Source organism: Bacillus sp. AR13-1, from assembly GCF_008042285.1.
Lineage (GTDB): Bacteria > Bacillota > Bacilli > Bacillales > Bacillaceae_G > Bacillus_A > Bacillus_A mycoides.
The window spans coordinates 94,262-109,092 of the sequence record NZ_QNUA01000035.1 but is presented as its reverse complement, the minus strand read 5'-3'; the positions used below and the strand labels follow the sequence as shown (position 1 = coordinate 109,092).

The following is a 14,831-nucleotide window of genomic DNA, read 5'->3' as shown; positions in this document are numbered from 1 at the left end:
TGAGGCATCTCTTTTTTCGTTTGTGGATACAATAAGATAGCAACTTTTGAAAGAATGAAATGGAATAAAGTGGTGATGTTATCGCTGATTTTGTTAAAATAAAGTGAAACTTTAATAAGTGGGGGTTTTGTTCATCCCTACTTATTATTAGCCCTCACCAATCGGGCTTTTACGGGCAGTTGATCTCCCACCTAACTTCCTTGTATTTGCCGGATTTTGAGGTGGGGGGCTTACTGCCCGCAAATAGCGGGATAAAAAGATAGGTTAAGAAAAGAAGGGATTTCAATTATGGAAAAAGATGAACGTTTTAAACAGGCCGAGTTTGGTGCTATTGTCGGAATCGTTGGTAATATTATATTAGCGATTGTAAAAGCGGTAATTGGTTATATTGGAAACAGTAAGGCACTTTTAGCGGATGCAGTGCATTCTGGATCAGATGTAATTGGCTCGTTAGCTGTACTTTTTGGATTACGAGCGGCAAAGCAACCGCCTGATGAAGATCATCCGTATGGTCATGGTAAAGCGGAATCGATTTCAGCGATTATTGTTGCGGTATTATTATTTATTGTTGGAATAGAGATAGCGATTTCGTCTATAAAAGCTTTTTCACAAGATTTGGAACCACCAAAAGGAATTACGATTTTTGCAGTTATTCTTTCGATTGTAGTGAAAGAAGGGATGTTTCAGTATAAATATCGATTAGGGAAGAGGATAAATAGTGCTGCAATTATTGCAAATGCATATGAACATCGTTCGGATGTGTTTTCTTCAATTGCAGCTTTAATCGGCATTTGTGCAGCTATTATCGGCGGTAAGTTAGGTATAGATTGGCTTGTATATGCCGATCCAATTGCGGGATTATTTGTTTCAATTCTCGTTGCTAAGATGGCGTGGAGTATTGGAGCAGAAGCTATTCATGCAACGCTCGATCATGTTCTGCATGAAGAAGATGTTGTTCCGCTTAGGGAGGCAGTTTTTCAAGTGGAAGGTGTGAAAAAAATCGGCTCTTTATATGCAAGAGAACATGGCCACTATGTTATTGTCGATATTAAAGTATCTGTAGATCCATATATCACTGTAGAAGAAGGTCACCGCATCGGAAAACATGTAAAAGAAAAACTTATGGAACAAGATAACGTACAAAACGTTTTTGTACATATTAATCCGTATTCTCCAAATTAAACATAACGAATATTTAATTATATAGATATCTAATCGTAGTTTGCATTATATTGTCACCCCTTAATCTGTCTTGTATAATGGATAGGTTAAGGGGTGATTTCGTGTTACAACCGAAGACGCGTTGGAAAGAAAAAGAATATAATGAGGAACTAGTGAGTGAATTAGCAAATAAATTGCAACTATCACCTCTTGTGACTTCATTATTTCTTGGCAGAGGCTTAAATACAGAAGATAAGATTGTAGACTTTTTAAATACAGCAGATCAAGAATTCCATGATCCATTTTTACTTGAAGGAATGGATCGGACTGTAGAACGTGTGAAAAAAGCTATTGAAAATGGAGAACAAATATTAATATTTGGCGATTACGATGCGGACGGAGTAAGTAGTACGACTGTGTTATATCTTGCTCTCAAAGAATTAGGTACAGAAGTAGAGTTTTATATTCCAAATCGTTTTACTGAAGGCTATGGGCCAAATGAAGAAGCGTTTCGTTGGGCGCACAGTGCAGGGTTCTCACTAATTATTACTGTCGATACTGGTATCGCAGCGGTACATGAAGCGAAGGTAGCGAAGGAACTTGGAATAGATCTTATTATTACAGATCATCATGAGCCACCACCAGAATTACCAGAGGCACTTGCGATTATTCACCCGAAATTAGAAGGCGGTGTTTATCCGTTTCATTATTTAGCGGGTGTTGGTGTTGCATTTAAAGTTGCACATGCACTTTTGGGCCGTGTGCCAGAGCATTTGTTGGAAATTGCAGTAATCGGTACGGTAGCCGATTTAGTATCGCTTCATGGTGAAAATAGATTGTTAGTACAGCGTGGACTGAAGCATATGCGAATGACTCGGAATATCGGTTTAAAGGCGTTATTTAAAGTTGCTAACGTTTCGCAAAGCGAAATTACAGAAGAAAGCATCGGGTTCGCACTCGCACCTCGTATTAATGCAGTTGGTCGTTTGGAAGATGCAACACCTGCTGTACACCTTTTATTATCAGAAGATCCAGAGGAAGCGAAAGAGCTAGCTGAAGGAATTGATGAGCTGAACAAACTTCGAAAAGATATTGTAAAGCAAATTACTGAAGAAGCTATCGCTGAAGTCGAAAATAATTTCCCGCCAGAAGAAAATAAAGTATTAGTCCTTGCAAAAGAAGGTTGGAATCCAGGGGTAATTGGAATTGTCGCTTCTAAGTTAGTCGAACGTTTTTATCGTCCGACGATTGTATTAAGCATTGATCCTCATAAAGAAACAGCAAAGGGATCGGCTCGTAGTATTGCAGGATTTGATTTGTTTGCAAACCTTTCAGATTGCCGTGAATTGTTACCGCATTTCGGAGGTCATCCGATGGCAGCGGGAATGACGCTTAATATGAATGATGTGGATGAATTAAGACGCAGGTTAAATGAACAAGCAGATGTAATTTTAACAGCAGAAGATTTTATTCCGATTACAGCAGTGGATGCATTTTGTAAAGTAGAGGATGTAACGCTTGCCGCGATTGAGGATATGCAAAAGTTAGCGCCATTTGGCGTAGGAAATCCGAAACCGCGTATTGCGGTGAAAGATGCCGACTTAGAAAGTATCCGTGCAATTGGATCTGATGGTTCGCATTTGAAAATGGCTCTTCGTGATGGACAAGCAACACTGGACACGATTGGATTTGGATTTGGTACTTATGCGAAAGAAATCTCTCCAGTTGCGAAGGTTTCTGTAGTAGGAGAAGTGTCCATTAATGAATGGAATAACTTTAAAAAGCCGCAATTAATGGTGCAAGATATTGCTGTAGAGGCATGGCAATTATTTGACTGGCGTAGTATGCGTAATGTAGAAGCAAATTTAGCAAAACTTCCGAAAGAAAAAATAACAATGGTGTATTTTTCTGAAGAGGTATTGAATAAATTTTCTTTAGAAGGCTATAAAGAACAGCTCGTGCATGCATCAGAGGTAGCTCATTTTGATGATCAATACATTGTGCTACTCGATTTGCCGAAAGGAACAGATGAATTAGGTGATGTATTTAAGGCTGGATTCCCAGCTCGAATTTACACGCTATTTTATCAAGAGAATAATCACTTATTTAGTACGGTCCCAACGAGGGAACATTTTAAATGGTACTATTCTTTCTTAAGCCAAAAAACACCATTTTCTTTAAGGCAATATGGGGAACAGCTGTGTCGTCATAAAGGTTGGTCAAAAGATACAGTAAATTTCATGACACAGGTGTTTTTTGAGTTAGAATTTGTTACAATAAAAGACGGTGTCATTTTTATGGCAGACAAAAAACAAAAGCGTGATTTAATTGAATCGAACACATATCGTGAGAAAATGAACCACTTACAATTAGAGAAAGAATTGGTTTATAGCACATATCAGCAACTATATACATGGTTTGAAACGATTCGTGATCATAAATAAGTAGAACAGTTAGGGTAAAGGATTTGTATTTACAAACCTTTTATATCTGAGGAGGATTCAGAAATATGGATTTCAAGCAACATATCGCAATTGTACCAGATTATCCGAAAGAAGGTATTGTGTTTAAAGACATTACACCTTTAATGAACGACGGAAAAGCATATAAAGCAGCAACAGATGCAATCGTTGAGTATGCAAATAAAAGAGACATTGATGTTGTAGTAGGACCAGAAGCGCGTGGTTTTATTATTGGTTGCCCAGTTTCTTATGCATTAGAAGTAGGTTTCGCACCAGTTCGTAAATTAGGGAAATTACCACGTGAAGTAATTACAGTTGACTACGGTAAAGAATATGGAACGGACGTTTTAACAATCCATAAAGATGCAATTAAGCCAGGCCAACGTGTATTAATTACAGATGACTTATTAGCTACAGGTGGAACAATCGAAGCGACAATTAAACTAGTTGAAGAACTTGGTGGAGTTGTAGCAGGAATTGCATTTTTAGTAGAGCTTACTTACTTAGATGGTCGTAAAATGTTAGATGGTTACGATGTATTAGTATTAGAAAAATACTAATCATTATATAGGTGAAACTACGGTGATAAAAAAGTACCCGTGAATCTCTTGGAGAGGAGCGGGTACTTTTGTATAATTGCACAAAAAAACATGGTGAAATGTCAGTGAAATCTTTTCCTTTTCACAATTCACAATCATTGGGTTATAATGATAGAATATAATTTATTCTATTCAATAAAGATAAAGTCAATTTTCAATAAAAGGTGATTCGATGGCAAATGAGCAAGTACTAACAGCTGAACAGGTACTCGAAAAAGCAAGTCAATATTTAGCGGATGGAGATATTGAGCTAGTGGCACGTGCCTATGAATATGCGCGTGATGCACATAGCGAACAATATAGAAAATCGGGTGAACCATATATTATTCACCCAATTCAAGTTGCAGGTATTTTAGTTGATTTACACATGGATCCGGCTACAGTATCGGCAGGTTTCTTACATGATGTAGTGGAAGATACAGAAATTACATTAGAAGACATTGAACGGGAATTTAATAAAGAAATCGCTATGCTTGTCGATGGTGTTACAAAGCTTGGAAAGATTAAATATAAATCCCATGAGCAGCAACAAGCAGAAAACCATCGCAAAATGTTTATTGCAATGGCTCAAGATATTCGAGTTATTTTAATTAAACTAGCTGATCGTCTTCATAACATGCGTACATTGAAACATTTGCCTCAAGAGAAGCAGCGTCGCATTGCGAATGAAACGTTAGAAATCTTTGCACCTTTAGCACATAGACTCGGAATTAGTACTATTAAATGGGAGTTAGAGGATACGTCACTCCGCTATTTAAACCCACAGCAATATTATCGTATTGTAAATTTAATGAAGCGTAAACGTGCAGAGCGTGAAGAATATTTAGATGAAGTAATGACTGGTATTCGTGAGAAATTAAAAGAAGTTTCAATTCAACCTGAGATTTCTGGAAGACCAAAACATATTTACAGTATTTATCGTAAAATGGCATTGCAAAATAAACAATTCAATGAAATTTACGATTTACTAGCTGTACGTGTCGTTGTGAATAGTATTAAAGATTGCTATGCGGTGCTTGGAATTATTCATACGTGCTGGAAACCAATGCCAGGTCGTTTTAAAGATTATATTGCAATGCCGAAAGCAAATTTATATCAATCTCTTCATACGACTGTAATTGGACCAAAAGGTGATCCGCTAGAAGTGCAAATTCGTACGAAAGAAATGCATGAGATTGCAGAATTCGGAATCGCGGCACACTGGGCGTATAAAGAAGGAAAAACAGCAGAAACAACTGGTACATTAGAGAAGAAACTAACTTGGTTCCGTCAAATATTAGAATGGCAAAATGAAGCTTCTAATGCAGAAGAGTTTATGGAATCATTAAAAATTGATTTGTTCTCTGACATGGTATTCGTCTTCACACCGAAAGGCGATGTAATGGAATTACCACTTGGATCTGTTCCAATTGACTTTTCGTATCGTGTCCATTCAGAGATTGGGAATAAAACAATTGGTGCAAAAGTAAATGGGAAAATGGTGACCCTTGATTATAAATTAAAAACGGGTGACATCATTGAAATTTTAACATCGAAACATTCTTATGGCCCAAGTCAAGATTGGGTAAAGCTTGCTCAAACATCTCATGCGAAAAATAAAATACGTCAATTCTTTAAGAAACAACGTAGAGATGAAAATATTGAAAAAGGCCGTGAGCTTGTTGAAAAAGAAGTGCGTGGCTTAGAGTATGAGATGAAAGAAGTATTAGCGCTTGATAATTTAAAACGTGTCGCTGAGAAGTTTAACTTTGCAAATGAAGAAGATATGTTTGCAGCAGTTGGATATAACGGAATTACAGCAGCGCAAATTGTTACGCGACTAACGGACAAGTTCCGTAAACAACGTGAAGAAGAAGACATCGTTGAAGTTAAAGAAGTTCGTAAACCGATGAAAATTCGAAAATGGGATTCTGGTGTAAAGGTAAGTGGTGCAGATAATTTGTTAATTCGTTTATCAAAATGCTGTAACCCAGTTCCAGGTGATGATATCGTTGGTTATATTACGAAAGGTCGAGGCGTATCAATTCATCGTTGCGATTGCGTCAATGTGCATACAGAAGAAGCGATGGAGCGTTTACTAGAAGTAGATTGGGAAGGTAGTCCTGAAAAAGAAATTGAGTACAATGTTGATATTGAAATTTCAGGCTATGATCGTCGTGGTTTATTGAATGAAGTATTACAAGCTGTTACAGAAACGAAGACGTATATCTCAGCTGTTTCTGGTAGAAGTGATCGTAATAAGATGGCAACGATTAACATGTCGATTTCTATTCGAAACTTACAACACTTGAAAAAAGTAGTAGAGCGCATTAAACGTGTTCCAGAAATTTATGCGGTACGACGCATGATGCATTAATAGGGAGTGTAGAAAAGATGAGAGTTGTTTTACAACGATCAAAGGAAGCGTCTGTCACAGTAGATGGCGAGATTGTAGGACAAATTCCATTCGGTTTAACATTACTAGTTGGCATTACGCATGAAGATACAGAAAAAGATGCAACTTATATCGCAGAAAAAATTGTAAACCTACGTATTTTTGAAGATGAGAGCGGAAAGATGAACCACTCTGTACTTGATATGAAGGGACAAGTTCTATCTATTTCGCAATTTACATTATACGGAGATTGCCGTAAAGGAAGACGTCCAAACTTTATGGATGCTGCGAAACCTGATTATGCAGAACATTTATATGATTTCTTTAATGAAGAAGTTCGTAAACAAGGACTGCATGTGGAGACAGGACAGTTCGGAGCAATGATGGACGTTTCTTTAATCAATGATGGTCCGGTGACCTTAATTGTGGATAGTAAATAGTGTTGCTTAAGAAGAGGGGATTATATAATCCTCTCTTTTTTATACATTGTTGTATGTTTTGTTTATTTATCCCGCTATTTGTGGGAGTAAGACTCTCATCTCAAAATTCGGCGACTGCGAGGGAGTTAGATTGGGAGTCGGACGAATAATCAGTGGAGATGGACAAAACCCACTGATTAAAGTTTCACTTTAATTGGAATCAATAGCTGTTTTCAGTTATGTATAACTCTTTCATCAATATGGAACAATAACAAGTAAAACATCCATATTGAATGTGAGGGATATACGTATGCGTATGAATGAAAAAGGGCATTCTGTTACAAATGGTGCAAATCAACTGTTTAACGTGAATTTTCATGATTTTATTTCAAAAGAGCAAAACAATACTTCAATGGAGCTTGCTTCAGAGTTCGGAATTTCACTGCAAGATGTAAAGCGCCTAAAGAAGCAGATTGAGCGCTCTTAGAGTACTTGACAATCCTACTCAACAAACGTATAGTAATTTTATATTTACATATGAATATAACCGTTGATAGAGAAGAGTAAATGAGACACACATGGAAAGAGAAGAAATGTCTTAGGCTGAAAACATTTCTGCATGATGACTGATTGAATGACACTCTAGAGGTTTCAACTTGAACGGCATATATGCTTAGTAGAGATGAACGCAAATTTAAGCGTTATTAAAAAAGTGGAAGCATACGTGCTTCAATTAGGGTGGCACCACGGGTATAATACTCTCGTCCCTACTGTTCAAACAGTAGAGGCGGGAGTTTTTTTATTTTTATTAAGATTAAAACAATTTGAGGAGGAACTGAATATGTCTATTCAAATCCCACGCGGAACGCAAGATATTCTTCCAGGTAGCGTTGAGTTATGGCAGTATATCGAAGGGCAAGCACGCGAAATTTGCCGTCGTTACAATTATAAAGAAATTCGTACACCAATTTTTGAACACACTGAGCTATTTTTACGTGGTGTTGGTGATACGACAGATATCGTACAAAAAGAAATGTACTCATTCCAAGATCGTGGAGAGCGTAGTTTAACATTACGTCCAGAAGGTACTGCACCTGTTGTACGTTCTTACGTTGAAAACAAAATGTTCGGTGATGCAACACAACCAACAAAATTATACTATATCGGCCAAATGTTCCGTTATGAAAGACCACAAGCAGGTCGCTATCGTCAATTCGTACAATTCGGTATTGAAGCAATTGGTAGTAACGATCCAGCAATTGATGCAGAAGTAATTGCACTTGCTGTAGAGTTTTACCGCGGCATGGGCTTAAAAAATATTAAAGTTGTATTAAACAGCTTAGGTGATGCAGCGAGCCGTCAAGCGCACCGTGATGCGTTAATCGCACACTTCGAGCCACGTATCGGTGAGTTCTGTTCTGACTGCCAATCTCGTTTAGAAAAGAACCCTCTTCGTATTTTAGATTGTAAGAAAGACCGTAACCATGAATTAATGGGAACAGCACCATCTATTACAGAATACTTAAACGAAGATTCAGCAGTATACTACGACAAAGTACAAGAACTACTAACGATGATGGATGTTCCATTTGAGAAAGATCCGAATTTAGTACGTGGTTTAGACTACTACCAACACACTGTTTTTGAAATTATGAGTGAGGCAGAAGGTTTCGGTGCTATCACAACATTAAGTGGCGGTGGCCGTTATAACGGACTTGTACAAGAAATCGGTGGACCGGAAATGCCAGGTATCGGTTTTGCGATGAGTATTGAGCGTTTAATTATGGCGCTGAAGGCTGAAAATATTGAGTTACCAATTGAACATAGTATTGATTGTTACGTTGTAGCACTTGGTGAAAAAGCGAAAGACCGTGCTGCAAAAGTTGCGTTCGATCTTCGTAAAGCTGGATTATCAGTTGAAAAAGATTATTTAGATCGCAAAATGAAAGCACAATTTAAATCTGCAGATCGTTTAAATGCGAAATACGTAGCTGTATTAGGGGAAGATGAGCTAGATAAAGGCATCATTAACTTAAAAGATATGGCAACAGGCGGACAAGAAGAAGTAGCGTTAGATGTATTTGCTTCATATGTAGCAGAGAAATTAATATAGGGGGAACTTAAAGTGGCTGAAAGAACACATGCATGCGGAAAAGTAACAGTAGAAGCGGTTGGACAAACAGTTCAATTAAAAGGTTGGGTACAAAAACGCCGTGATTTAGGTGGATTAATCTTTATCGACTTACGTGACCGTACAGGTATCGTACAAGTTGTATTTAATCCAGAAACATCAAAAGAAGCGTTAGAAGTAGCAGAAACGATTCGTAGCGAATACGTATTGCACGTAGAAGGTACAGTTGTTGAACGTGGTGAAGGCGCAATTAATGATAATATGGCAACTGGTCGTATTGAAGTACAAGCATCGAAAGTAAATGTATTAAACGCAGCGAAAACAACGCCAATCATTATTGCTGATGATACAGATGCATCAGAAGATGTGCGTTTAAAATATCGTTACTTAGACTTACGTCGTCCTGCAATGTTTAACACATTCAAAATGCGTCATGACGTAACGAAAACAATTCGTAACTTCTTAGATACAGAAGAGTTCTTAGAAGTTGAAACACCAATTTTAACGAAGAGCACGCCAGAAGGAGCTCGCGACTATTTAGTACCAAGCCGTGTGCATGATGGTGAATTTTATGCATTACCTCAATCTCCGCAGCTATTTAAACAGCTTCTTATGGTCGGTGGATTTGAGCGTTACTATCAAGTAGCACGTTGTTTCCGTGACGAAGATTTACGTGCGGACCGTCAACCGGAATTCACGCAAATTGATATCGAGGCATCATTCTTAACACAAGATGAAATTTTAGAAATGATGGAGCGTATGATGACGAAAGTCATGAAGGATGCAAAAGGTGTAGAAGTTAGTGCACCATTCCCTCGTATGAAATATGCTGATGCAATGGCTCGCTTTGGTTCTGATAAGCCGGATACACGCTTTGAAATGGAACTAAAAGACCTATCTGAATTTGCAGTAGGTTGTGGATTTAAAGTATTTACAAGTGCTGTAGAAAACGGCGGACAAGTAAAAGCGATTAACGCAAAAGGTGCAGCGAGCAAATACTCTCGTAAAGACATCGATGCATTAACTGAATTCGCCAAAGTATACGGTGCAAAAGGTCTAGCTTGGCTTAAAGTTGAAGAAGACGGCTTAAAAGGACCGATTGCGAAATTCTTCGGTGAAGAAGAGGCAAACGTGTTAATGAGTACATTAGAAGCGGATGCTGGTGACTTATTACTATTCGTAGCAGATAAGAAAAGTGTTGTTGCAGATAGCTTAGGTGCACTTCGTTTACGTCTAGGTAAAGAACTTGAGTTAATTGACGAAAGTAAATTTAACTTCCTATGGGTAACTGATTGGCCACTTCTTGAGTACGATGAAGATGCAGATCGTTACTTCGCAGCTCACCACCCATTCACAATGCCATTCCGTGAAGACGTTGAGTTATTAGAAACAGCACCAGAAAAAGCACGTGCACAAGCATATGACCTTGTATTAAACGGTTATGAGCTTGGTGGTGGATCACTTCGTATTTACGAGCGTGACGTACAAGAAAAAATGTTCAAAGCACTTGGATTCTCACAAGAAGAAGCACAAGAACAATTCGGATTCTTATTAGAAGCATTCGAATACGGTACACCACCACACGGCGGAATCGCATTAGGTTTAGACCGTCTTGTTATGTTACTTGCAGGTCGTACGAACCTTCGTGATACAATTGCATTCCCGAAAACAGCAAGCGCAAGCTGCTTATTAACAGAAGCGCCAAGCCCAGTTGCAGAAGCTCAGCTTGAAGAGCTAAGCTTAAAATTGAGCTTGAAAGAAGAGAAGTAAGAATAGAGTCTAGATGGTTATACTAACCCCATCTAGGCTTTTTTTATAGAGGTTGTTTAAAAAGTCCGGTTTACATTATGTTTTCCTTGTTTGAAATATGTATTTTTAGGAATTCTATAACTTTTTCTATACAAATAGTCGGAAAAAGGCTAGAATACATGGTAGACCATTTTTGTAATAGGAGTGTAGAGCTGAATGTTACATCAATTTTCACGTAATGAATTAGCCTTTGGAAAAGAAGGCCTTGAAATATTAAAAAATAGTACAGTCGGTATTTTAGGTATTGGCGGCGTAGGATCATTTTCGGCAGAAGCGTTAGCACGTTCTGGCGTAGGACGTCTTGTATTAGTTGACAAAGATGTTGTAGATATTACAAACGTAAACCGTCAAATTCACGCGTTAGTATCTACTGTAGGACGTTCAAAAGTAGAATTAATGAAAGAGCGTATTGCAGATATTAATCCAGAGTGTGAAGTAATTGGACTAGAGATGTTTTATACAGATGAAACATATGAAGAGTTCTTTAAACACGGTTTAGATTTCGTAGTAGATGCATCTGATACGATTACGTTCAAAATTCATTTAATTAAACAATGTTTACGTCGTAAAATCAAAATTATCTCATGTATGGGTGCGGCAAATAAAATGGACCCAACTCGTTTCCGTATTGCGGACATTTCTAAAACACATACAGATCCAATTGCGAAAGTAATTCGTACGAAGCTTCGTAAAGATGGTATTAAAAAAGGTGTAAAAGTTGTCTTCTCTGACGAAAACCCAATCGTAATTCGTGAAGAAGTACGTAAAGAAATCGTACCAGACGAAAATGCAAAAATTCGTAAAGCGAAATTACCACCTTCTTCAAATGCGTTCGTACCATCTGTGGCTGGTTTAATTATGGCAAGTCACGTTGTACGTGAGCGTATTAAAAACGTAGAAGTGAAGCGTGTAGGGCAAGAATAAAAAGGAAGCATATATCGTTTAGGATATATGCTTTTTGTATGTTTTAAAGAAATGTCGATGTCGAATCGTTAATATAATTTCATTTACTGTGGTGCTTTTTCACTAAGGGAAAATAAACAGGGATGTCACTTAGTTGAAAAAGTGGCATCCCTGTTTTTAGTTTTCTGCAGAATATATAATATCTAAATTTCCATTTTGATCGGTTTTGAAAATCGGAGCAATTTGCTCTTCTTGTTCTTCGACCGAAACAAGTTTTCGAGCACGATCCATAATTCTAACAAGCATTGCATAATCTTCTTCGATTGCTTGTTGTTTTTTTGTGAGAACAGCTAATTTTGCTTCAAGTTCATTATTCATTTTTTGCAGGGAAGTGAGCTGATCTTGTAATACGTCATTTTCAGTTTGTAACTTTGCGAGTGAAGGGTTATTGTGCTCCAAGTTTTGCAAAAATGAGATGACATTTTGCATTGTAAGATCTTGTTTATTTGGGACAATATCTTCTGAAAACTCGGCATCGATTACGAGCTGCCGAGTTTGTGTGAACTGCTCTTTTTCTATTTTAGCTTCCGAACGCTTTAATTCTTTACGTTGTTTTTTTGCGATTTGCACCGCATCTTCATAATATGGTCTTACTTCAGCATTCCATCTAAAGCCACAAGCTGCTGAAGTTCGGTTTAATGTATCACCAACTTCATCGAATGCTTTTATTTGTGTACTTCCGCTGCGAATATGTCGTAAAACAGTTTCTGCTAAAAGGAGATCGTCTTCTTTTGTCCATGCATCTTGACGTGTTTTCATAAGCGAACCCTCCGTAATGGTGACGTTTTCGCTTATATTACCCTTTATTCTTCGTTTTATGCGAACTTTGTAATCTTTCATAAACAGTAGAAAGTACTTGTTCAAATTTTCCTGTCGTTTTCGGTTTATAATATTGCTTGTTTTTAATTTTATCAGGTAAGTATTGTTGTTGTACCCAACCGTTTGGGTGATCGTGTGGATATAAGTATCCGATGCCTCTTCCTAACGATTCGGCTCCTTTATAATGACTATCTTTTAAATGACTTGGAATATCGCCTGTTTGGCCATTACGTAAATCGTGTAGTGCGGCATCGAGTGCTTTATAGGCCGAGTTTGATTTCGGTGATAGACAAAGTTCAATAACAGCATTTGCAAGTGGTATGCGTGCCTCTGGGAAGCCGACCCGTTCAGCTGATTCAATCGCTGCAAGTGTACGTTGTCCAGCTTGTGGGCTAGCAAGTCCGATATCTTCATATGCCATAATAAGCAGACGTCTACCGATGCTTTGTAAGTCACCAGCTTCAATAAGACGTGCTAAATAATGAAGTGCGGCGTTCACATCACTTCCGCGTACTGATTTTTGAAAAGCAGATAAAACGTCATAGTGAGCATCGCCACCTTTGTCGTGAACGAAACTCTTTTTCTGTAAGCATTCTTCTGCGATTTCAAGTGTAATTTCCGCGGCTTTGTCGTCAGTTGTAAAGCTAGATAAAACAGCTAGTTCAAGTGCATTATAAGCTGAGCGCATATCTCCGCCTGACGCATTTGCAAAGTGATGTAATGCTTCATCCGTAACAGTTACATCATATTCCCCAAGCCCTTTTTCTTTATCTTCAAGCGCTCGTTTTAAGCCAATTAAAATATCATCTTCTGTTAATGCGTGTAATTCGAAGATTTGACAACGACTTCGAATAGCAGAATTAATAGCATGGAACGGATTGCTTGTCGTTGCACCAATTAAAGTAAGAAGTCCGCTTTCTAAATGGGGTAATAGAAAGTCTTGCTTCGCTTTATCTAGCCTATGAACTTCATCCAAAATTAAAACGAGGTGCCGATGCATCTTCGCTTCCTGTACGACAACTTCCATATCTTTTTTATTATGAGTAACAGCGTTTAAGAGGCGAAACAGGGTTCCAGTACTTCCTGCAATTGCGCTAGCGATTGATGTTTTTCCTGTGCCTGGAGGACCGTATAAAATCATTGATTGAAAATGATTTGCTTGGACCATACGCCATAAAATCTTGCCTTCACCAACTAAATGCTGTTGTCCGATAATTTCTTGAATATTTGTAGGGCGCATTCGATGTGCGAGTGGTTGTTTCATTTGACCCTCTCCCTTAATGTATAATCTCATTCTATCGTACCATTTTTTTTGATGAACTTTGAAATAGGATGCTGTTTTGTGGGGGGGGATGAATATGAATATTCCTATTTTTCTTTCAATTGTAATAATTTCCGAGTTTTTCAATGTGATTTTATGTTATCATTTTGATACACAAGTTGAAATTTCTTATAATACTATATTATGCTATAATTTCATAGGATTTTAAATTGTGTTCTTTTATAAAGTGAAACTTTAATTAGTGGGGGTTTTGTTCATCCCCCACCTAACTTCTTTGCTCCAGCCGAATTTTGAGGTGGGAGTTTTACTGCCCGCAAATAGCGGGATAAATAAGATATAACCAATAGAAGTGAAAATTTGAAATGAGGTGCAAATAGATGAAGATTTCAACGAAAGGCCGCTACGGCTTAACAATTATGATCGACCTTGCAAAAAAGTTTGGTGAAGGCCCAATTTCATTAAAATCAATTGCACAGGCACATGACCTATCTGAGCATTACTTAGAGCAATTAATTTCACCACTTCGTAACGCTCGTCTTGTAAAGAGTACGCGTGGTGCATATGGCGGATATGTATTATCTGATCAGCCAGTCAACATTACAGCTGGAGATGTAATCCGTGTACTAGAGGGTCCAATTAGTGTTGTAGAAATGATAGAAGAAGAAGAACCAGCACAACGCCAATTATGGATGCGTGTTCGTGATGCAGTGCAAGAAGTATTAGATAGTACAACTTTAGAAGATTTAGTACGTTATGAGGAAGAAAATCACGGGGGCTATATGTTTTACATTTAATTCCTTGTGAAACGATTT

12 protein-coding genes and 1 other annotated feature are annotated in these 14,831 nt (G+C 37.8%); of the genes, 10 read left to right on the top strand and 2 right to left on the bottom strand.

All coding sequences use genetic code 11. The features are described from left to right. Positions 1–288: 288 nt before the first annotated feature. From DN408_RS22880 to DN408_RS22845, 9 genes are all read left to right on the top strand, one after another. Positions 289–1,182, top strand: a complete 894-nt coding sequence (locus DN408_RS22880) for a cation diffusion facilitator family transporter (protein WP_078177929.1) — start codon at positions 289–291, stop codon at positions 1,180–1,182. A 101-nt stretch (positions 1,183–1,283) separates the two neighbouring features. Further along, positions 1,284–3,605 carry a single-stranded-DNA-specific exonuclease RecJ gene (gene recJ / locus DN408_RS22875; protein WP_147740405.1) on the top strand — a complete coding sequence of 774 codons (2,322 nt, stop codon included), beginning with the start codon at positions 1,284–1,286 and terminating at the stop codon, positions 3,603–3,605. 65 nt (positions 3,606–3,670) lie between these two features. Next, entirely contained in the window at positions 3,671–4,183 is a 513-nt protein-coding gene (locus DN408_RS22870) for an adenine phosphoribosyltransferase (RefSeq protein ID WP_002015305.1), read from the top strand. A gap of 211 nt (positions 4,184–4,394) precedes the next feature. Next, positions 4,395–6,578, top strand: coding sequence for a GTP diphosphokinase (gene relA, locus DN408_RS22865; RefSeq protein ID WP_078177927.1), 2,184 nt, complete (start codon positions 4,395–4,397; stop codon positions 6,576–6,578). Positions 6,579–6,595: 17 nt separating this feature from the next. After that, positions 6,596–7,036: a D-tyrosyl-tRNA(Tyr) deacylase gene (locus DN408_RS22860; protein ID WP_078177926.1), complete on the top strand. Its 441-nt coding sequence runs from the start codon at positions 6,596–6,598 to the stop codon at positions 7,034–7,036. A 289-nt stretch (positions 7,037–7,325) separates the two neighbouring features. After that, a complete protein-coding gene (locus DN408_RS31600) occupies positions 7,326–7,502 on the top strand; it encodes a hypothetical protein (RefSeq protein ID WP_001242605.1) in 177 nt (58 codons plus the stop codon). Between the two features lie 54 nt (positions 7,503–7,556). Then, positions 7,557–7,787: a binding site (T-box leader), on the top strand. 69 nt (positions 7,788–7,856) lie between these two features. Continuing rightward, positions 7,857–9,128: a histidine--tRNA ligase gene (hisS, locus tag DN408_RS22855; RefSeq protein WP_033728251.1), complete on the top strand. Its 1,272-nt coding sequence runs from the start codon at positions 7,857–7,859 to the stop codon at positions 9,126–9,128. Between the two features lie 12 nt (positions 9,129–9,140). Then, positions 9,141–10,916, top strand: coding sequence for an aspartate--tRNA ligase (aspS, locus tag DN408_RS22850; RefSeq protein WP_002015297.1), 1,776 nt, complete (start codon positions 9,141–9,143; stop codon positions 10,914–10,916). Positions 10,917–11,111: 195 nt separating this feature from the next. After that, a complete protein-coding gene (locus DN408_RS22845) occupies positions 11,112–11,879 on the top strand; it encodes a tRNA threonylcarbamoyladenosine dehydratase (protein ID WP_000903181.1) in 768 nt (255 codons plus the stop codon). Between the two features lie 156 nt (positions 11,880–12,035). On the opposite strand, the gene DN408_RS22840 is transcribed toward DN408_RS22845, so the two are convergent. Together DN408_RS22840 and DN408_RS22835 are read right to left on the bottom strand one after the other, a co-directional pair. Further along, the gene (locus tag DN408_RS22840) at positions 12,036–12,677 is read right to left on the bottom strand and encodes an RsfA family transcriptional regulator (RefSeq protein ID WP_002034101.1); all 642 of its coding nucleotides are present in this window, start codon (positions 12,675–12,677) and stop codon (positions 12,036–12,038) included. 37 nt (positions 12,678–12,714) lie between these two features. Next, on the bottom strand, positions 12,715–14,001 hold the full coding sequence (locus DN408_RS22835) for a replication-associated recombination protein A (protein ID WP_002167638.1): 1,287 nt from the start codon (positions 13,999–14,001) through the stop codon (positions 12,715–12,717). 395 nt (positions 14,002–14,396) lie between these two features. Between DN408_RS22835 and cymR the strand changes: the two genes are divergently transcribed. Next, on the top strand, positions 14,397–14,813 hold the full coding sequence (gene cymR, locus DN408_RS22830; RefSeq protein WP_000704117.1) for a cysteine metabolism transcriptional regulator CymR: 417 nt from the start codon (positions 14,397–14,399) through the stop codon (positions 14,811–14,813). The last annotated feature ends 18 nt before the right edge of the window (positions 14,814–14,831 follow it).

Coding starts and splice junctions, on each gene's coding strand:
- DN408_RS22880 (WP_078177929.1), top strand. CDS start 289: ATGGAAAAAGATGAACGTTTTAAACAGGCCGAGTTTGGTGCTATTGTC.
- DN408_RS22870 (WP_002015305.1), top strand. CDS start 3,671: ATGGATTTCAAGCAACATATCGCAATTGTACCAGATTATCCGAAAGAA.
- relA (WP_078177927.1), top strand. CDS start 4,395: ATGGCAAATGAGCAAGTACTAACAGCTGAACAGGTACTCGAAAAAGCA.
- DN408_RS22860 (WP_078177926.1), top strand. CDS start 6,596: ATGAGAGTTGTTTTACAACGATCAAAGGAAGCGTCTGTCACAGTAGAT.
- DN408_RS31600 (WP_001242605.1), top strand. CDS start 7,326: ATGCGTATGAATGAAAAAGGGCATTCTGTTACAAATGGTGCAAATCAA.
- hisS (WP_033728251.1), top strand. CDS start 7,857: ATGTCTATTCAAATCCCACGCGGAACGCAAGATATTCTTCCAGGTAGC.
- DN408_RS22845 (WP_000903181.1), top strand. CDS start 11,112: ATGTTACATCAATTTTCACGTAATGAATTAGCCTTTGGAAAAGAAGGC.
- DN408_RS22840 (WP_002034101.1), bottom strand. CDS start 12,677: ATGAAAACACGTCAAGATGCATGGACAAAAGAAGACGATCTCCTTTTA.
- DN408_RS22835 (WP_002167638.1), bottom strand. CDS start 14,001: ATGAAACAACCACTCGCACATCGAATGCGCCCTACAAATATTCAAGAA.
- cymR (WP_000704117.1), top strand. CDS start 14,397: ATGAAGATTTCAACGAAAGGCCGCTACGGCTTAACAATTATGATCGAC.